Annotated in this window: 13 protein-coding genes; 6 read left to right on the plus strand and 7 right to left on the minus strand. The window is 72.5% G+C overall.

Annotation, left to right across the window (positions count from 1 at the left end):
• Positions 1-17 precede the first annotated feature (17 nt).
• The gene (locus GA0070609_RS12970; protein ID WP_088997702.1) at positions 18-776 is read left to right on the plus strand and encodes a hypothetical protein; all 759 of its coding nucleotides are present in this window, start codon (positions 18-20) and stop codon (positions 774-776) included.
• 37 nt (positions 777-813) lie between these two features.
• On the opposite strand, the gene GA0070609_RS12975 is transcribed toward GA0070609_RS12970, so the two are convergent.
• The gene (locus GA0070609_RS12975; protein ID WP_231928676.1) at positions 814-960 is read right to left on the minus strand and encodes a hypothetical protein; all 147 of its coding nucleotides are present in this window, start codon (positions 958-960) and stop codon (positions 814-816) included.
• 228 nt (positions 961-1,188) lie between these two features.
• Between GA0070609_RS12975 and GA0070609_RS12980 the strand changes: the two genes are divergently transcribed.
• Positions 1,189-1,617, plus strand: a complete 429-nt coding sequence (locus tag GA0070609_RS12980; RefSeq protein ID WP_088994051.1) for a DUF1801 domain-containing protein — start codon at positions 1,189-1,191, stop codon at positions 1,615-1,617.
• 43 nt (positions 1,618-1,660) lie between these two features.
• On the opposite strand, the gene GA0070609_RS12985 is transcribed toward GA0070609_RS12980, so the two are convergent.
• Positions 1,661-2,545, minus strand: coding sequence for a sigma-70 family RNA polymerase sigma factor (locus GA0070609_RS12985; protein ID WP_088994052.1), 885 nt, complete (start codon positions 2,543-2,545; stop codon positions 1,661-1,663).
• Between the two features lie 81 nt (positions 2,546-2,626).
• On the opposite strand from GA0070609_RS12985, the gene GA0070609_RS12990 reads away from it, so the two are divergent.
• Positions 2,627-3,010, plus strand: a complete 384-nt coding sequence (locus tag GA0070609_RS12990; protein ID WP_088994053.1) for a DoxX family protein — start codon at positions 2,627-2,629, stop codon at positions 3,008-3,010.
• A gap of 118 nt (positions 3,011-3,128) precedes the next feature.
• A complete protein-coding gene (locus GA0070609_RS12995; RefSeq protein ID WP_088994054.1) occupies positions 3,129-3,848 on the plus strand; it encodes an HD domain-containing protein in 720 nt (239 codons plus the stop codon).
• 174 nt (positions 3,849-4,022) lie between these two features.
• On the opposite strand, the gene GA0070609_RS13000 is transcribed toward GA0070609_RS12995, so the two are convergent.
• Positions 4,023-5,855, minus strand: coding sequence for an AMP-dependent synthetase/ligase (locus GA0070609_RS13000; RefSeq protein ID WP_231928678.1), 1,833 nt, complete (start codon positions 5,853-5,855; stop codon positions 4,023-4,025).
• 357 nt (positions 5,856-6,212) lie between these two features.
• Between GA0070609_RS13000 and GA0070609_RS13005 the strand changes: the two genes are divergently transcribed.
• On the plus strand, positions 6,213-7,460 hold the full coding sequence (locus GA0070609_RS13005; protein WP_197700264.1) for a M14 family zinc carboxypeptidase: 1,248 nt from the start codon (positions 6,213-6,215) through the stop codon (positions 7,458-7,460).
• A 54-nt stretch (positions 7,461-7,514) separates the two neighbouring features.
• On the opposite strand, the gene GA0070609_RS13010 is transcribed toward GA0070609_RS13005, so the two are convergent.
• Complete coding sequence (locus GA0070609_RS13010; RefSeq protein WP_157748127.1) at positions 7,515-8,027, minus strand: hypothetical protein; 513 nt, start codon at positions 8,025-8,027, stop codon at positions 7,515-7,517.
• A 369-nt stretch (positions 8,028-8,396) separates the two neighbouring features.
• Here GA0070609_RS13010 and GA0070609_RS13015 point away from each other — a divergent pair, with 369 nt between their 5' ends.
• The gene (locus GA0070609_RS13015; protein WP_088994057.1) at positions 8,397-9,905 is read left to right on the plus strand and encodes an Nramp family divalent metal transporter; all 1,509 of its coding nucleotides are present in this window, start codon (positions 8,397-8,399) and stop codon (positions 9,903-9,905) included.
• A 49-nt stretch (positions 9,906-9,954) separates the two neighbouring features.
• On the opposite strand, the gene GA0070609_RS13020 is transcribed toward GA0070609_RS13015, so the two are convergent.
• The 3 genes from GA0070609_RS13020 to GA0070609_RS13030 are packed head-to-tail and all read right to left on the minus strand — an operon-like array spanning position 9,955 to position 14,091.
• Positions 9,955-11,358 carry a (Fe-S)-binding protein gene (locus tag GA0070609_RS13020; RefSeq protein WP_088994058.1) on the minus strand — a complete coding sequence of 468 codons (1,404 nt, stop codon included), beginning with the start codon at positions 11,356-11,358 and terminating at the stop codon, positions 9,955-9,957.
• A 1-nt stretch (position 11,359) separates the two neighbouring features.
• Positions 11,360-12,625 (minus strand): FAD-binding oxidoreductase, encoded by a 1,266-nt coding sequence (locus GA0070609_RS13025; protein WP_088994059.1) that lies wholly within the window; start codon positions 12,623-12,625, stop codon positions 11,360-11,362.
• Positions 12,625-14,091: an FAD-linked oxidase C-terminal domain-containing protein gene (locus GA0070609_RS13030; protein ID WP_088994060.1), complete on the minus strand. Its 1,467-nt coding sequence runs from the start codon at positions 14,089-14,091 to the stop codon at positions 12,625-12,627. The genes GA0070609_RS13025 and GA0070609_RS13030 overlap by 1 nt, the downstream gene beginning before the upstream one ends.
• Positions 14,092-14,109 lie beyond the last annotated feature (18 nt).

Here is a 14,109-nt window from a genome sequence, read left to right on the forward strand (position 1 = left end):
CGAGGAGGAGGCTCCCGATGGGCGAGTTGCGCAAGCCGTTCCTGCTGCTGGCGATGCTGGCGGTGGTGCTGGCCATCGCCGTGGAGCTGGGCGCCGGGCTGCTCACCGGCGGCGGGGACGCCGGTGCGGCGCTGCGGGACAGCGCCGGGGCGCTGGACGTGGAACTCGGCGAGGTCTCCGGGGTCACCGAACCGTCCGGCCGCGGCACCAGCTACCTGGCGCTGGTCGACGCGGTGGCGGTCTGGACCACCGGGCTGTTCTGCCTGAGCCTGCTGCTGTCCGAGCGCGTCCAGGGCCGGGTGCAGGGCGTGGCCACCCTGGTCTTCGCGATCGTGCTGATCCTCGTGTCGCTGGTCGCGCTGCTGGTCGCGTTCGTCGAGCTGTCCGTGATGGTGTCGCTCTTCCTGGCCGCGCCGTTCGGCACCCTGGCGTACCTGGCGCTGTGGGGGTTCTTCCCGGTCGGTGAGGCGGCGCTGCTGCTCGGGCTGGTGCTGCTGCTCAAGCTCGCCTGGGGCGGGCTGCTGCTGGCCGCGCAACCGCGCTTCGCGCAGAACAAGGGCCTGGTCGCGCTGGTGCTGACCACGCTGCTCTGCACGGTGGTGCTGGAGTTCCTGCACCGGCTGGTGCCGGTGATCCTGGTCAGCATCCTGGACGACATCGGCGCGCTGGTCTTCTCGGTGGTCGCCCTGGTCTGGGGCGTGGTGCTGCTGGTCGGTTCGATCCCGGCCATCGTCAAGGCGGTCCGGGTCACCGGCGCCCTCGCCGACCGCTCCTGACCCGCCGGCCGGAAAGGTCGGTGGGTGGTCGAGGTCCTCAGCGGGCCGCCGTTCCCGGGGCCTCGCCGGCGCGGGCCAGTTCCGCCAGCCGGTCCAGCTGGTCGGGGTCGGCCAGCGCGGACCCGACCGCGACCACCCGCACCCCGGCGGCCAGGAATTCGCCGGCGGTGCCGCCGTACCGCACCGAACCGTCGGACTGGACGGTTTGAGCAACCCGGAAGGCAGGGCAGGGCCAATCGGTGTGCTCTCGCTTTTGCCGAGGTCCTGACCCGTTGTTAGCGTGCGGTGATGGCAACCCTTGGCTCGCCGGCGCCGACCACGGTTTCCGCGGTTTCACGCTGTCGCCAGGTTGCATCGCGCTACGTCGACGTCCCTTTCCGGATGTCGCGGACCGCACAGGGAAGTGTCACTCATGACCGATGACAAGAAGCACGACACGGGACCGACGTTGCTCTCGGGCGGCAATCCCCAGATCCCCAAGGGTGAGGGAAACGGGCCGGTGCGGGACTACATCGCTGCCATGCCCGGCTGGAAACGAGGCGTCGGGGAGCGCCTGGACGAGCTCATCGTGCGCACCGTTCCCGGGGTGCACAAGGCCGTGAAGTGGAACCAGCCGTTCTACGGGCTCACGGGCGAGGGCTGGTTCCTGTCGTTCCGCTGCTACACGAACTACGTGCAGGTGCAGTTCCTGAAAGGGACATCGCTCGATCCCGTGCCGCCGAAGCCATCCAAGCACGACGAGGTGCGCTATCTCGACATCCGCCAGGATGAGGAACTGGACGAGAACCAACTGCGCTCCTGGATCGAGCAGGCCAGCCGGTTGCCGGGCGAGCGGATGTGACCAGGCGCGACGACCCGGACGTCGGGCGCTGCGCCGCTGTGGTCTAGTCGTCGGTCCCGGCAGGCCGCCAGGGCGGCGTGGGCATGGACGCCAGCCGGCGCGGGTCGACCAGCGCCACGACCTCGACGATGCGTCCACCGCGCACGCTGCACGCCATCACGCTGAGCGGCGCTCCGGTGCGGCTCCAGGTCATGATGCCCGGCTCCCCGTTGACCAGGACCCGGCGTGCCACGACCGAGGCGTGGGCCCCACGTTCGGCGGCGGCGATCACCTCGGTGGCGCCGATCTTCACCACCACTCCGCCCGGGGTGTACGACCGCCACGTGATCTGGGGGTCGAGTACCCGCAGTAGGGCCTCGAAGTCCCCGTTCCGGGCAGCGGCCAGGAAGGCGTCGACCACCTGGCGTTGGCGTTGGCGGCCCTCGTTGGGACGGTCGGCGCCGCGCACCTTGCGGCGGGCGCGGCTCGCCATCATCTTGGCTGCGGTCGCGGAGGTGCCGAGGATCTCGGCGATGTCCTTGAACGGCACCGCGAAGATGTCGTGGAGCACGAACGCCAGCCGTTCGTCGGGCCCCAGAGCCCCGAGCACCACGAGCAGAGCGAGGCCCACCGCCTCGTTGGCCGCCGCCGCGTCATCGGGGGATTCAACGTCCTCGCTGACCGTGAACTCGGGCAGGTCGGGCTCATCCGCCGGCAGCGGGCGGTGCTTGCGGGCGCGCAGCATGTCGAGACAGACCCGCGCCGCCACGGTCGTCAGCCAGCCAGGGAGATTGCCGATCGACGCCGGATCGTGGCGGACCAGACGCAGCCACACCTCCTGGACGACATCCTCGGCGTCTGCTCGCGAGCCGAGCATCCGATGGGCCAGGGCCACCAGGCGTGCTCGCTCGTCCTCGAACACGGCTGCCAGATGCGTGTCCGACGTCATCGTTGTTACCTCTCGTGGCTGGGCTCCGTCACACCTACGACGCGCCTCGGGGAGGCGAGGTAACGGATGTGAGGAGCTGTCGTGCACACCGCGCTATGGATAGTGACTGCCATTGTCGCGACCGGGTTCGCCATCGGCGGGATCAGTCAGGTCGTGCTGACGAAGGAGCGGTTCCGCTCGTTCGGAGCCAGCCAGCACTGGGTGGACGACTTCGGCCGCGGGCACATCAAGGCGATCGGCACGATCAAGATCATTGGCTCCCTCGGCCTGATCCTGCCCGCTGTCCTCGACGTGGCTGTCGTGCTCGTGCCGTTGGCCGCCTCCGGCCTGATGCTGGTGATGGCAGGTGCGGGGACGACCCGATTCCGCCGCAGCGAGTGGGGCTACCTGCTCGGTGACCTGATGTTCATCGGTCTGCTCGGTTTCGTCGCCTGGGGGAGATTCGCGCTCGAACCGCTGGGCTGACCTGCCGGGTCACCGGTCGACGCAGCACCGCGGGCCGGGTCGGCGGTCGCCGGCCCCGCCCGTCGGATGGCCGACGGGCGGGACCGGGCCCGTGGTGAAGATCCGCTATAAGTGACGCATGGACTTCCCCGCGTACCTGGCCACCATGCCGATGCACGCGATCACCGAGATCCACGGCGAACCCGGCCTGTTGGAACGGTTCCGGCTGGAGATCCGGGCGTTCGACGAACCCGCCCGGCAGCGGCTCACCGCCGCCCTCGACCTCGCCGCCGACCTGCACCGTCACGACCGGCGGGTACGCGAGCCGTACCTCAACCACCTGCTGCGGGTGGCGATCCGGATGATGCACCATTACCAGGTGCGCGACGTGGACGTGATCGTCGCCGGTCTGCTGCACGACGCGGTCGAGGACCACCCGGACGAGCTGGCCGGCGACGCGGAGGTCGACGACCCGACGACGGCGGCGCTGGCCACCCTCGCCGACCGGTTCGGCCCCCGGGTGGCCCGCCTGGTCGCGGCGGTCACCAACCCGGCGTACGACCCGGGGCGCGACCGGCACGAGCAGTACCGCGAGCACGTGGCGGCGAGCCTGGAACGCGAGCCGTGGGCCCGGGTCATCAAGGTCTCCGACTTCACCGACAACGGGGTGGGCGTGATCCACACCGTCGGCCCGAAGGTGGCGTCGGCGGCGGCGAAGTACCGGCCGCTGGTGCCGGTCTTCCGCGACCTCGTCACCCGCCCGGATACCCCGCTGTCCGCCCCGGTCAAGCAGCACATCCTCGACCAGCTCGACCTGGCCGAGGAGCGGTTCAGTGCCATCCTGGACCAGCCCGCCTGACCGGGCTCCGACCTGGGATCCCGTCCGGTGCTCGACGGGGGCGGCGGTCCGCTTCCGGTCCGCCACCTCGCCGAGGTCGACCTGTGGCTCGCCGATCTCGCCGACACCGGGCCGGCCCGGCACCGGACCGGTCGCGGCGTGCTCCCGGCTGACGTCGCAGCGCCGGGCGGTGGGTCAGTGGCCCCGGTACAGCGCCTCGACGTCGTCGGCGTAGCGCGTCGCCACCGCCTCCCGTTTGATCTTCAAGGTGGGGGTGAGTTCGCCCTCGGCCTCGGTGAGGTCGCGGTGCAGGATCCGGAACGTCTTGACCTGCTCCGCCCGGGACACTGTCGCGTTCGCCCGGTCGACGGCGGACTGGATCTCGCCGCGCAGCTCCGGGTTGTCGCGCAGCTCGGCCACGGGCACGTCGGGCAGGCCGCGTGCGGCGTGCCACCGCGTCCAGGCGTGCTCGTCGACGGTGACCAGCGCGGCCACGTACGGGCGGCCGTCGCCGACCAGCATCACCTGGCTGACCAGCGGATGCTCGCGGATCGCGTCCTCGATCGGCGCGGGTGCCAGGTTCTTCCCGGCCGCCGTCACCATGATCTCCTTCTTCCGGCCGGTGATCCGCAGGTAGCCGTCCTGGTCGAGGCTGCCGAGGTCGCCGGTGCGCAACCAGCCGTCGCTGGTGAACGCCTCCCGGGTGGCCTCGGGGTTGTTCCAGTAGCCGGGAAAGATCATCGGGCCGTGCACGAGGATCTCACCGTCCGGGGCGACGCGGACCCGCGCGCCGGGGATCGGGCGGCCGGCGGTGCCGATGCGCATGGCCGACGGCGGGTTGACCGTCAACGCCGGTGACGTCTCGGTCAACCCGTACCCCTCCAGCAGGGCCATCCCGGCGCCCCGGAAGAAGTGCCCGAGCCGGTCCGCCAGCGGCGCCCCGCCGACGATCGCCAGCCGGCATCGCCCGCCGAGGGTCGCGCGCAGCTTCCGGTACGCCAGCACCTCGAAGACCACGTGCGCCAGGCGCAGCAGCGGCCCCGGGCCGCGCGGGGTGTCCAGCGCCCGGCTGTAGCGCACCGCCAGCCGGTCGGCAAGGTCGAACAGTCGCGTCCGGTTCGCCTCGTCGGCCTTCTGCCGCGCCCGGTTGTACATCTTCTCGAACATCCGCGGCACCGCCAGGATGAACGTCGGCCGGTACTTCCGCAGCTGGTCGAGGACTCCGCTCATGTCGGCGCTGTGCACCATGGTCGCCCGGCTGTGCACCATGCCGACCTGGATCAGCCGGGCGAACGCGTGCGCCAGCGGCAGGAACAACACCGTCGAGGCGCCCGGATGCAGCAGGTCCCGCAGCACCTCTGTCGCGCCGATGACGTCGCAGTGGATGTTGCGGTGGGTCAGTACGCAGCCCTTCGGCCGTCCGGTGGTGCCGCTGGTGTACACGATGGTCGCGACGTCCCCGCCGGTCACCGCGTGCCGCCGGGCCTCCACCCGCGCGTCGTCGACGGCGCGGCCCTCCCCGGCCAGGGCGATCAGGTCGCCGCCGTCGATCCGCCACACCCGGCGCAGCGCCGGCAGGTCGTCCCGGAAGCCGGCGAGCATCCCGGCGTGCTCACCGGTCTCCAGCACGCAGCCGACGGCGCCGGAATCGGTGAGGATCCACCGCAACTGGTCGGCGCTGGAGGTGTCGTAGATCGGCACGGTGACCGCGCCGATCGACCACAGGGCATAGTCGACGAGCGTCCACTCGTAGCGGGTGCGGCTCATCAGGGCCACCCGGTCGCCGTGGCCGACGCCGGCGGCGACGAACCCGCGGGCGAGAGCGAGCACGTCGTCGCGGAACTGCTGACAGGTGACCGGCTGTGGCCCGCTACGCAGCGGACGCGGCGCCGGCCAGGATCGGGGCACCGGGTCCGGGCGCAGGAACTGCACCGCCTCGGGCGCCGCCTCGGCGTTCTCCCACACCACGTCGGCCAGGCCCGCCGACCGGGCCTCGGCGGCCACCGGTTCGACCGACACGTCCTGCACGTCACTCCCCCGTTCCTCCGTCACCGGCACGCGGGGGCCCGCCGGGGTGGCTCCGCGGCCATCATGGCGCGGCCGGCGGTGCGGGCGGCGGCGAACGGCGAAAGTGCTCCCGCCGCGGTCGGCGTTCTCGTGCCCGGACGCGGCGGGTGGGACGATTGTCGGCTTCGCCGGCGCGCGACCGCCCCGCCATTCCGGCAATCGTAGGAATTGTGCACAGACCTCAGAAAAATCGAAGGATTCCGTTGCATCCCGGCCACCCGCCGGAAAGGATCGACCCAACCCACCGGTGATTACTCCCGGGCGCTCCCCGATCCGGTCCGCGCCCGGCGCCGGCGTGGGTCCAGGAAAGGAGCACGCGTGCAGTTTCATTCGACGCCGACGATTCTCCGGCCCCGGAAGGCGCTAGCCGCCGTCGCGCTGACGGCGCTGGCCGGCTCGATCCTCGCCGCCCCGCCCGTTTCGGCCGCCGCGCCCGAGGGGCCGGGTGAGGGCAGCTGCCGGACCGCCGACGACCCGTCCTGGTCCGGCTGGAGCAACCACGAGCAGGTGGGCCAGCGGTTGGCGCAGATCGAACAGACCAGCGGCGGACGGGTGGACGTCGAGGTGGTCGGGCACTCCCCGCAGAGCCGGGAGCTGTGGGCGGCCCGGGTCGGCACCGGCGACAAGGTGCTGCTGGTCACCAGCGCCATCCACGGCAACGAGCGCACCGGCACCGAGGCCCTGCTCGGGATCCTCAAGCACCTCGGCAGCAGCGGCGACGCGCAGACCCGGAGGATCCTGAACGAGATCACCTTCGTGGCGATGCCGATGGTCAACCCCGACGGCGGGGAACTCAACCGGCGGATGAACGTGCGGTCCTGGGACGAGACCGTGGCGCAGTTCCCGCAGTTGGCCGGCGCACCCCGCGCCTGGTACCACCGGCTCAGCGGGGACGGCATCGACCTGCCCGGCTACGACCTCAACCGGGACTTCAACCCCGACCTCGACTACGTTCCGCAGGCCGCCGACCTGCCCGGGCGGGACACCGACGCCGGGTTCTTCCTCTCCCCCGAGTCGCGCGCGATTCGGGACGTCTACGTCGGGCTGCGCGCCGAGAAGGGCGCCGTCGACGCGTACGTCGACCTGCACCACATGGGCCCGTGCGACCGGCTCACCGGCGGCGAGCAGGACGGCCGGCTGATCTCCGTGTCGCTGGACTACCCGCCGCTGGGCGTGCAGGACGGCGCCGCGTACCGGCCCGCCTGGCCGGCGCTCGACCAGGACAAGTCCCGCCGGTACGCCCTCACCGTGGCCAACGGCCTGATGGCGAAGTACGGCAACCAGTCCAAGCTGGCCGCGGTGGGCCGGTACTTCCACCCGGACGCCCGCGAGTACGCTGGTCAAGGCCGGTCCGCGTTCGCCCTGAACGGCACCGGGACGGTGCTGTTCGAGGTGCGCGGCCAGCAGGACGACCTGGGCCAGAAGCAGCACGGCATGCTGGTGGAGAGCGTCCGGACCGGGGTGGAGTCGTTGCTCGCCGGACTGGCCGACGGCACGGTGGACCGGGTCGACGGGGACGACTTCTTCGACCTGCCCGACTACGGCTGGGACACCGCCGCGGACTGACCATGACAGCGCGGCCGGGGCGGCGTCGGCCGCCCCGGCCGCCGGCTGTCGGGATCAGGCGGGGATCGCGTCGACCAGCTTGCGCAGCAGCGCCTCGTTGGCGGCGGCGTCGTCGTGGAAGCTGCTGATCTGCACCGTGTACGCGCCCGCCTTACTGATCACCACGGCCTCGGCCTCGGTCCCGCCGGTGGCGAGGTACCCCTGGTCACCCTTGTCCACCTCGGACACCCGCTCGAACCGCTTCCCGGCCTGCTCCCTGCTGTAGTCGTAGGTGGCCTGACCGGCCACCTCGGACGCGAGGGTGATGGTCAGGATGGCGACGCCGTTGCCGTCGCGGAACAGGCAGTTGCCGTCGGCGTTCATCGTCCGCCCGACGAGTTCCGAGGCACGCTCCGGGGTGAACGGGCAGGACGGACGCTCGACCGCCGCCCCGTCCCCCTCGATGACGCCGTCGCCGCCGTCGACCTCCTCCGCCGCCCCGGGCGACCCCTGCGGCTCCTCCGAGCCGCCGCATCCGGTCAGAGCCAGCACGACCACCAAGGCCACCGGCGCGATCCACCGTCGCATGACCACCCCTCGCTCTCGTTCACGTCGAAGAGACCGGCTCCGGGCTCGCACCGCCGGGGCCGGATCGGCCCGGCCGCCCACCGGTCGCCACCGCCACCGTCGGACGGCTCGGCACGCCCCGACGCTAACTTTCGGACCGCCGTCGACGAATCGGGGAAATCCCTATCTACTGACCGGTCCCGATTGCGCCGGAAGCCGGGACGTACGGCCACGGCACCGCGGCGACGGGGTCGTCGGCGCGGTCCGACGATCATTTTCGGCACGCGCCGACAATGATCAGCAAATCGTCTCTCACAGATCAGTTATTGCTTCCGGGTTAACGAAGTATGACGATTGATCAGGGGGGCCCGTCCCATAAGGAGGTTCTTCATGACCGAAGTAACTGAGGCCCCGGACGTCCGCACCTATCACCTGGGAAAGAGCCGTCCTCCGCTGGCCGTGGCGGACCTGCCCGAGCCGGAAGAGGTGTTCGGCGTTCGCACGCTCGGGCTTCCGCAACTGTTCAAGTACGCGCTCGGCCCCAGCCTGATCGCCCTCGGCATCTCCATCGGCAGCGGGGAATGGCTGCTCGGCCCGCAGGCGGTGGGCCAGTTCGGCTTCGTCGGGGTCGGCTGGGTGATCCTCGTGTCGGCCGTGCTGCAGACGTTCTACAACGTCGAGTCGTCCCGGTACGTGATGGCCACCGGCGAGGCGCCCGTCGTCGGTTGGGGGCGGGTGCCGCCCGGCTACCTGTTGTGGGTGCCGCTGTCGGTGTTCCTGGTCATCTTCGCGTTCATCGCCGGCGGCTGGGCCGCGTCCGCCGGGCAGGGCCTGTACGCGCTGGTCCACGGCGAGGTGCCGCCGTCCGGAGCCGAGGAGCCGCGGCTCTGGGCGATCGGCCTGCTGGTGCTCGTCTTCCTCATCACGGCGGCGGCCCGACGGATCAGCCGCACGCTGGAGCTGGCCAACTGGCTGATGGTCGGCACGATCCTGATCGCTCTGCTGTTCATCACCCTGCTGGTGGTGCCGGGCAGCCTGTGGTGGGAGGGCATCCGCGGGTTCTTCACCCCGGCCGCGCCACCGGCCGGCATCACCGCGACCCAGCTGGGCGGGCTGGCCGGCTTCACCGCCCTCGCCTCCGGCCTGAACTGGTACGTGATGGGCCACTACCGGGACAAGGGCTACGGCATGGGCTACCGCACCGGCTACATCTCCGGCCTGCGCGGCGACCGGCGCGAACTGCTCGCCAGCGGCGTCACCTTCCCGGACGACGCCGCCAACGCCGCCCGCTGGAAGCGCTGGTACCGGCTGCTGCTCACCGACATGTGGGGCATCTTCTTCGTCGGCGCCATGCTGGGCATGCTGCTGCCCACCATCCTCATGGCGCAGGCGGTGGAGCTGTCCGGCGAGACGCCGACCACGGCCACCGTGCCCACCTTCGTGGCCACCGCGCTCGAACCCGAGTACGGCCAGGTGATGTTCTACGGCATGCTGCTGATCGGCGTACTGATCCTGTTCAGCACCCAGCTCGGCATCTTCGAGGCGATGGTCCGGGTCACCACCGACGCCGCGCACGCCACCAGTCCCCGGCTGCGCCGCCTGCTGGAGGGCGACCCCCGCCGGTTCTACTACCCGTTCATGCTCCTGCTGCTGGTGATCATCGCCGTCGTCCTGCACCTCGCGCTACCGGTCAGCCTGGTGCAGTGGTCGGCGAACATGTCCAATCTGGGTGCGTTGATCTTCCCGTTCATGTTGATCTACCTGAACAGCAAGCTGCCCCGCGCGGCGCGCCCCCGGGCGTGGCACTACGCACTGCTCATCATCAATGTCATTTTCTTCGGCTTCTTCTTCGTCAACTTCATCGCCGACTTCGTGGGCGACCCGCTGGTCACCTTCTGATCGGTCGAATCCACCGACGGCACCCCTCCCGCGCCAGGCGGGAGGGGTGTCACGGAACCAGGTCGGTGACCGGCCGGGCGCGGATCGACGCGTCGAGCACCTGGGCGGTGTGGGCGAGCGCGACCCGGCCGCCGAGCCGCCCGACCGCGGCGGCCACCTGCATCAGGCAGCCCGGGTTGGCGGTGACGAGCAGCTCGGCTCCGGTCGCCAGGACGTCGCGGGCCTTGCGCTCCCCGAGCCGCGCCGCCGGCTCCGGGTTGAGCACGTTCCACACGCCGGCCGATCCACAGCAGATCTCCGGGTCGGCGATCTCCCGCAGTTCGAGCCCGGGGATGGCGCGTAGCAGCTCGCGGGGCTGTGCCCGCACCCCCTGGGCGTGCGCCAGGTGACAGGCGTCGTGGTAGGCGACGGTCACCGGCAGCGGGTGCCGCCGGGCCACCGGGCCCAGCTCGGCGAGCAGCTCGGCCAGGTCGCGCACCGTGGCGGCGAAGGCCGCCGCCCGCTCGGCGTACGCCGGGTCGTCGCGGAGCAGCTCGCCGTACTCCTTCAGCGACGACCCGCACCCGGCCGCGTTGACCACGAACCGGTCGAGGCCGGCGGCGTCGAAGACGTCGATCAGCGCCCGGGCGAACCGCCGCGCCTCCTCCGCCCGTCCGTTGTGGACGCTCAACGCGCCGCAGCAGCCCTGCCGGTCCGGGACGATGACCACCTCGCAACCCTCCGCGGCGAGGACCCGGGCGGTGGCCGCGTTGACGTCGGGGAAGAACGCGCGCTGCACGCAGCCGGTGAGCATGCCGACCCGCGCCCGCCGCTGGCCGTACGCCGGCAGCCGCGCCGGCAGCCGGGCCGGGCGACCGAGCGTGGGGGCCAGCGATTCGAGGGTGGCCAGCGTCGGCGCCAGCCGCGCCGCCAGGCCGCTGCGACGCACCAGCTGCCGCAGGCCGCTGGCCTGGTACGCCCGCAGCGGCCCGCGCAACAGCCGCAGCCGGCGCGGGTACGGGAACACCTGGAAGATGGCGGTCCGCAGCAGCCGCTCGCGGCGCGGCCGGGGATGCCGGCGTTCCACCTGCTGCCGGGTGTCCTCGATCAGCCGGTCGTAACGGACCCCGGACGGGCACGCGGTCACGCAGGTCATGCAGCCCAGGCAGCGGTCGAAGTGCCGCACCATGGACGGGCTCAGTGGTTCGCCGTCGAGCCCCTCCTCCATCAGGTAGATGCGCCCGCGCGGTGAGTCCATCTCCTCGCCCCACAACACGTACGTGGGGCAGGTGGGCAGGCAGAAGCCGCAGTGCACGCAGTCGTCGATCAGGTCCCGTCGGGGCGGGTGGTCCTCGTCGAAGGCCGGTTCGCCCGGTGGGCCGGCGACCGGCCCCAACACGTCCGGTGGCGCGCTGTCGGGCCGGCTGCCCTGCGGCCGGTCGACGCCGCGCTGGGCCGGAAGTTCGCTCGACATCTCAGATCCCTCCGACGAAGCGGCCGGGCGCGAACCGGGCGTCCGGGTCGAACTGCGCCTTGACCCGGTGCATCAGTTCGAGTCCACCGACCGGCCCCCACAGGTCGACCCGGTCCCGCACCGGGGCCGGCGCCGTCAGCACGACGGCGTGCCCGCCGGCGGCCGCCGTCGCGGCGCGCAGGTCCGCGACGATCCCGGCCACCACGTCGGGCGTCGCGGCGCCGGGCAGGCCGGCGTAGAGGACGCCGGTGCCCGCCGAACCGCTGACCGGCACCGGTACGCCGTGCCGCCGCCCGGCCTCCCGGGCGGCCGCGAGCAGTCCCGGGACGCCGGAGAGCGCGGCGGTCAGCTTCAGCCCGACGTCGCCCATCCGCCACGGGTGGGCCGACCACCACGGCGGCGGGGTGTCCGAGGTGGTCGCGGCGGCACCGAGCAGGCGCCGGGTCGCGGCGACCCGCTCACGGACGCCGGACGGCGTGCCCTCGATCAGCACCGCGAGCTCGACGCCACCGTCGGGCGGGGCGTGCACCTCCAGCGCGCTGGGCACGAGCTGCGCGCCGAGCACGGCGGCGAGCAGGCGGGCGACCTCGCCGGCACCGTCGACCGGCCGACGCACGTACCCGCTCGCGGCCGGCAGCGGGTGCAGCCGGAAGGCGCACTCGGTGATCAGGCCGAGCGTGCCGTACGAGCCGGTGAAGAGCTTGCCGAGGTCGTAGCCGGCGACGTTCTTCACCACCTTGCCACCGGCGTGGGCCACCACCCCGTCCGGCCGCACCACGGTGATACCGATCAGCAGATCCCGGACGGTGCCGTAGCGCATCCGGCGCGGCCCGCTGGTGTTCACCGCCACCGCGCCGCCGACCGTCGCGCCCGCCCCGCCGGCCAGCGGCGGCGCGTCCAGGGCCAGTTGTTGCCCGGCCGGGGCCAGCTCGGCGCGCAGGTCGACCAGTCGGGTGCCGGCCCGTACCACGACGATCAGGTCGCCGGCGGCGTGCTCGACCACCCCGGTGAGCCGGCGGGTGTCGACCACCAGGTCGAGCCGGCGCGGCGGGTTCGCCCAGTCCTGCTTGGTCCAGCCGCCAGCGGCGACGATCGCGAGGTCGTGCGCGGCCGCCACCCGCAGGACGGCGGCGGCGGCCTCGGTGGAGCCGGGCGCGGCGCGGTAGCGGGCCGGCACACCGGCCACCGTGTCGCCGGCGCCGGCCGGACGGACGGCGTCGCGCTCGCCGGCCGCGGCGCGGAGGGCGGCCAGCACGACGTCGGCCATCAGAACAGCTCCGCCAGGCCGGCCTCCTGCGCCGGGTGGACGCCCCGACGCCGGCCGGGCACCTCGCCGCAGAGTCGGGGCGTCGGGAAGACCTTGCCCGGGTTGGCCAGCCCGCGCGGGTCGAAGGCGCACCGCAGCAGCTGCATGGTGTCCAGGTCGTCGTCGGTGAACATGCGCGGCATGAAGGTCACCTTGTCCATGCCGACGCCGTGCTCGCCGGTGATCGAACCGCCGTGTTCGACGCACAGGTCGAGGATCGCCCCGGACACCTCCTCGGCCTGTTCGGCCTGCCCGTCGACGCTGTCGTCGAAGAGGACCAGCGGGTGCAGGTTGCCGTCGCCGGCGTGGAAGACGTTGGCCACCCGGACGCCGCGCCGGGCGGCGATCTCCGCGATGCGGCGCAGCACCTCGGGCAGCGCGGTGCGCGGGATGACGCCGTCCTGGACGATGTAGTCGGGGCTGATCCGGCCGACCGCGGCGAACGCCGACTTGCGCCCCTTCCAGATCAGCGCCCGCTCGGTGTCGTCCGCCGCGACCCGGATCTCGCCGGCGCCGTTGTCCCGGCAGAGCCGCTCCACCTCGGCGAACTGGGCGTCCACCTCGGCCGCCGGGCCGTCCAGCTCGACGATCAGCACCGCCCCCGCGCCGGCCGGATAGCCGCACCGCACGGCCGCCTCGGCGGCCGAGATGGCCAGCGCGTCCATCATCTCGATCGCCGCCGGCACCACCCCGGCCGCGATGACGGCCGAGGTCGCCGCCCCCGCCTCGTCGGTGGAGGGAAAGGCGGCCAGCAGCGTACGGACCGACTCGGGCAGCCGGACCAACCGCACGGTGACCTCGGTGGCGATGCCGAGCGTCCCCTCGGAGCCGACGAACGCGCCGAGCAGGTCGTAGCCGGGCGAATCCGGGGCGCGGCCGCCGAGGCGCACCAGGTCACCGTCCGGGGTGACCACCTCCAGTCCGGTGACGTGGTTGGTGGTGAAGCCGTACTTCAGGCAGTGCGCGCCGCCGGAGTTCTCCGCCACGTTGCCGCCGATGGAGCAGATCTGCTGGCTCGACGGGTCGGGGGCGTAGTAGTAGCCGTACGGGGTGGCCGCCCGGGTGACCTGAAGGTTGATCACGCCGGGTTCGACCACGGCCCGCTCGTCGGCCGGGGCGACCTCCCGGATGGCGCGCAGCCGCGAGGTGACCACGAGCACCCCGTCGGCGTGCGGCAGCGCCCCGCCGGACAGGCCGGTGCCGGAACCCCGGGCGACGAACGGCACCCCGGCGTCCACGCAGGCCCGCACCGTCGCCGCGCACTCGGCGGCGGTGCCCGGCAGGGCGACCAGGGCGGGGATCACCTTGTACTGGGCGAGCCCGTCGCACTCATAGGTGCGCAGCTCCTGCCGGTCGGTGATCACGTGCTCGGGGCCGAGGACCGCCCGCAACGTCGCGGCCAGGGTGCCGATGTCCGTCGTGGTCATCGCCGGCCTCCCGTCGCG

The organism is Micromonospora echinaurantiaca (assembly GCF_900090235.1).
Classification (GTDB): Bacteria; Actinomycetota; Actinomycetes; order Mycobacteriales; family Micromonosporaceae; genus Micromonospora; species Micromonospora echinaurantiaca.